Source organism: Burkholderia sp. E168m23, assembly GCF_016586125.1.
GTDB lineage: Bacteria > Pseudomonadota > Gammaproteobacteria > Burkholderiales > Burkholderiaceae > Burkholderia > Burkholderia orbicola.
The window spans coordinates 1-4,405 of record NZ_BCPP01000611.1; the positions used below are offsets into that span (position 1 = coordinate 1).

Annotated in this window: 5 protein-coding genes and 1 riboswitch; all 5 genes read left to right on the forward strand. The window is 70.7% G+C overall.

Annotated features, from left to right (window positions below):
- Window positions 1–1,255 (forward strand): TonB-dependent siderophore receptor (locus JMF90_RS25875; protein ID WP_201325594.1); only part of this gene is annotated, 1,255 nt, incomplete at its 5' end.
- Between the two features lie 68 nt (window positions 1,256–1,323).
- A riboswitch (cobalamin riboswitch) is annotated at window positions 1,324–1,559 on the forward strand.
- A 109-nt stretch (window positions 1,560–1,668) separates the two neighbouring features.
- Entirely contained in the window at window positions 1,669–2,478 is an 810-nt protein-coding gene (gene cobA / locus JMF90_RS25880; RefSeq protein WP_011545389.1) for a uroporphyrinogen-III C-methyltransferase, read from the forward strand.
- A complete protein-coding gene (locus JMF90_RS25885; RefSeq protein ID WP_011545388.1) occupies window positions 2,475–2,852 on the forward strand; it encodes a cobalamin biosynthesis protein in 378 nt (125 codons plus the stop codon). Before cobA ends, JMF90_RS25885 begins: the two co-directional genes overlap by 4 nt.
- Window positions 2,853–2,886: 34 nt before the next feature.
- Window positions 2,887–3,489 carry a cob(I)yrinic acid a,c-diamide adenosyltransferase gene (gene cobO / locus JMF90_RS25890; protein ID WP_011545387.1) on the forward strand — a complete coding sequence of 201 codons (603 nt, stop codon included), beginning with the start codon at window positions 2,887–2,889 and terminating at the stop codon, window positions 3,487–3,489.
- 2 nt (window positions 3,490–3,491) lie between these two features.
- Window positions 3,492–4,405, forward strand: a 914-nt coding sequence (locus JMF90_RS25895; RefSeq protein ID WP_201325595.1) for a cobyrinate a,c-diamide synthase, incomplete at its 3' end; no start/stop codon positions are given.

A 4,405-nucleotide genomic window follows, 5' to 3' on the forward strand; every position in this document is an offset into this window, starting at 1 on the left:
GAACATGAACTGGCGCTCGGTCTTCACGCACGCGCTCGACGGCGACTGGGAATTGCGCCATACGCTCGGCGTGCTGAATTTGCGCAGCACCTTCGACAATACCTACGTCACGCAAAGCTACGTCGCGAAGCCGCGCGACTACCGGCATGTGCAACGCGCACGCTATCTGCAGGACATGACGCATCTCAACGTCCAGACCGGCGTCGAACTGGGCGGCAAGGTCGCAACCGGTCCGGCGCTGCATCACCTGCTGTTCGGTATCGAATACGGCTGGCAGAAACGCGCGCCGACGCTCTGGCAGGCCGACGCGGCGCCGATTCCGGTGACCGGGCCGGATCGTTTCGCCCTGGTCGGCTCGACGCCGCGCCCGTATGCGATGAACCGCCACCGCGTCAGCGACTACGCGATCTTCGCGCAGGATCGCGTCGACCTCGGGCGAGCGTGGAAGCTCCTCGGCGGCCTGCGCGGGGAACGTTTCGACGTCGATTCGACCAACGCGCTGAACGGCCTGCATGCACGGCGCACGACGGCGGCATGGAGCCCGCGGCTCGGCGTCGTGTGGTCGCCGGTCGGCACGCACAGCCTGTATGCGTCGTACAGCAAGAACTTCGCGCCGGTCGGTGGCGACCTGATCGGCATCACGCCCGACGCGCGCGGCAACGCCAACGACCTCGGCCCGCAATACACGCGCCAATACGAGATCGGCGTGAAAAGCGACTGGCGCGACGGCGCGCTGAGCACGACGCTCGCGCTGTTTCAGCTCGACCTGTACAACCGCCGCATCGCCGATCCGGTTCGGCCGGGCTTTTTCGACCTCACCGGCCTCGAGCGCAATCGCGGCCTGGAACTGGGCGTCGCCGGCCGGCTCGCGGGCGACTGGTTCGTCCGCGGCGGCATCGGCTGGCAACACGCGCGGGTGGTCGACGCCGAGCCGAAGTACGCGGGCAAGCGCTCGGCGGGCGTGTCGGCGTCGAACGGCAGCCTGTTCGTCGGCCATGCGCCGCTACGCGGTTTTTTCGCGGAACTCGGGCTGGTGTACGAAGGCGCGCGTTACGCCGATCGCGACAACCTGCTCGAATTGCCCGCGTACGTTCGCTGGGACGGCAAGGCCGGCTATCGCACGCGCGACTTCGAGGTGACGCTGGCGGCCGTCAACCTGACCGATCGCGATTACTACGCGAATGCGACGGGCCTCGCGCAGATCATGCCCGGTACGCCACGCACGTTCACGCTGACGGCGGCATACAAGTTCTGACCTCGCGGGTAGCGCCGACACCCGCGCAGCCGGCCCGCCGGGCGGCTTGCGGGTTGCACGCCTGTGCTATCGTATGCGCCGCGTTCGGTGCTCGCATGCGCATTCCGCGCATGCAGTTAAACGGGAAACAGGAGGCGGATTGCCGCCCGGCCTGTGCTGTCCCCGCAACGGTACGCCGCCCGCGCAACGCACTTCTACGCGCTGCGCCCAGGCCGCCCGCGATGCCACTGCCCTTCGACCGGCGGGAAGGCTGCGGCCTGGCAAGCGGCCAGCCCGGATACCGGCCGACGCAAGGGGCGAGCGCGCTGCTCGCCGAACGCCCGATCCGCGGGGGACGGATCGGGTGCGCATTCCACCCGCGCTCGCGCGGGTTTCGCCCGATCCGCCATGCACTGCCTGCCCGCCGGCCGCCGATGTGCCGCCCGCCTTCCCTGTTCCACTGTTTCGACACGGTGCGCGCCGTGCCGCGCGCGATGAGCCGCGCCTGGCTCGTCGGCGCCGGTCCCGGCGACGCCGATCTGTTGACCCTCAAGGCCGTGCGCGCGATCGGCGCGGCCGACGTGCTGCTCGTCGACGATCTCGTGAACCCCGACGTGCTGCGCCATGCGCGCGCCGATGCGCTGATCGAGCACGTCGGCAAGCGTGGCGGCCATGCGTCGACGCCGCAGGAGGCGATCGTCGCCGCGATGCTCGCGCACCTGCGCGCGGGCCGCAGCGTCGCGCGGCTCAAGGGCGGCGATCCGTTCGTGTTCGGCCGCGGCGGCGAGGAACTGGTCGCGCTCGGCGCGGCGGGCTTTCCGGTGGAAGTCGTCAACGGCATCACCGCGGGCATCGCCGCGCCGGCCGCGCTCGGCATCCCGGTCACACACCGCGGCGACGCGCAGGGCGTGATCTTCGTCACGGGCCACGGCGCGGGGGCCGACGAGCCGGACTGGCGCGCGCTCGCGGCCACCCGCATGACGATCGTGATCTACATGGGCATCCGTCGGCTCGACGCGATTGCCGCGGCGCTGCGCGATGGCGGCCTGCCCGACGACACGCCATGCGCGGCGATCGAGAACGCCACGCGAGCCGAACAGCGCCACGTACTCGCGACGCTCGAGACGCTCGTCGCGCGCGTCGGTGACGCCGGTATCGGTTCACCGGCGATCGTCGTGATCGGCCGCGTCGCGGCGCTCGCCGACGATCCGGCGGTGCGCGCCGCGCTCGGCGGCCACGCATGATGCGCGTCGCGCTCGGCGTCGGCTTCCGCGCGGGCGTCACGGCTGCGCAACTCGATGCCGCGATCCGCGCCGCGCTCGCGCGCTACCCGGCCGCCGAACCGGCGCTCGTCGCGACGCTCGCCGACAAGGCATGCGCCCGTGCGCTGCGCACGCTGTGCGCGCGCCGTGGCTGGCCGCTCGTCGCGTTCGAGGCGGCGCAACTCGCGAGCCGTCCGGAACTGGCCGCGAGCGGCCCGTCCGACGCCGCGCTGGCCCGCTTCGGCGTCGCGGGCGTGGCCGAGCCGTGCGCGCAACTCGCCGCGCCGCATGGCCGGCTGCTCGGCCCCAAATCCATCCTGGGCGGCGTGACGGTCGCGCTCGCCGGCCCGCTCTGAACCCAATGTTTCGCTTTCGAAAGGACGATTCCCGATGAAGACCGATTCCGAATCCCATCAGCGGATGGCCGAACGCCGCCGCGCCGGCCACGAGAAGAAGCAGGCCGCCGCCACTCAGGAAAAAGGCCTGCTGATCGTCCATACCGGTAACGGCAAGGGCAAGAGCACGGCCGCGTTCGGGATGGCCGTGCGCGTGCTCGGCCACGGCATGCGGCTCGGTGTCGTGCAGTTCATCAAGGGGGCGCTGCATACGTCCGAGCGTGACTTCCTCGGCGCGGTCGCGGAATGCGATTTCGTGACGATGGGCGACGGCTATACGTGGAACACGCAGAACCGCGACGCCGACATCGCGACCGCGCGCAAGGGCTGGGACGAGGCGCGCCGGATGATCGACAGCGGCGACTACCGGATGGTGATCCTCGACGAGTTGAACACCGTGCTGAAGTACGAATACCTGCCGCTCGACGAAGTGCTCGCGACGCTCGTCGCGCGTCCGGAGTCGGTGCACGTCGTCGTCACCGGGCGGCATGCGCCCGATGCGCTGATCGATGCGGCCGATCTCGTCACCGAAATGCGGCTCGTCAAGCATCCGTACAAGGAGCAAGGCGTGAAGGCGCAGCGCGGCGTGGAGTTCTGAGCATGCCGGCCTGCCCCGCGCTGTTCGTCAGCGCGCCCGCGTCCGGCCAGGGCAAGACGTCGGTCACGGTCGGCCTCGCGCGGCTGCACCGGCGGCTCGGCCGCCGCGTGCGCGTGTTCAAGACCGGGCCCGATTTTCTCGATCCGATGCTGCTCGAACGCGCGAGCGGCGCACCCGTGCACGCGCTCGACCTCGGGATGGTCGGCGAGGCCGGTTGCCGCGCGCTGCTCGCCGAAGCCGCGCGCGACGCGGACCTGATCCTGATCGAAGGCGTGATGGGCTTGTTCGACGGCACGCCGAGCAGCGCCGATCTCGCGGCCGCGTTCGGCGTGCCGGTCGTCGCGGTGATTTCGGCGAAGGCGATGGCGCAGACGTTCGCGGCGATCGCGTTCGGGCTCGCGCGGTTTCGGCCGGGGTTGCCGTTTCACGGCGTGCTGGCCAACCGCGTCGGCTCGGCACGGCACGCGGAATTGCTGCAACAGGCGTTGCCCGACGATCTTCGCTGGCTCGGCCACGTGCCGGCCGATGCGGGTATCGCGCTGCCGGAGCGGCATCTCGGCCTGCATCAGCCGGCCGATATCGACGATCTCGACGCGCGGCTCGATCGCGCGGCCGATGTGCTCGCGCAGACGGCACTGGCCGAATTGCCGCCGGCCGTCGCGTTCGCGGAGCCGGACGTTGCCGCGCCGTTGCCGCGCGCGCTTGCCGGCAAGCGGATCGCGGTGGCGCGCGATGCGGCGTTTTCGTTCATCTATCCGGCGAATCTCGCGTTGCTGGGCGCGCTCGGTGCGCAGTTGCGGTTCTTTTCGCCGCTTGCCGACGAACCCGTGCCTGACGATTGCGACGCGCTGTTTTTGCCGGGCGGCTATCCGGAACTGCATGCGGCGACGCTGGCCGCGAATGCCGCGACCGCACG

What these genes read in the sequence shown, in the direction of transcription:
- cobO (WP_011545387.1), top strand. Translation starts at nt 2,887, where the DNA reads ATGAAGACCGATTCCGAATCCCATCAGCGGATGGCCGAACGCCGCCGC.
- cobA (WP_011545389.1), top strand. Translation starts at nt 1,669, where the DNA reads ATGTGCCGCCCGCCTTCCCTGTTCCACTGTTTCGACACGGTGCGCGCC.
- JMF90_RS25885 (WP_011545388.1), top strand. Translation starts at nt 2,475, where the DNA reads ATGATGCGCGTCGCGCTCGGCGTCGGCTTCCGCGCGGGCGTCACGGCT.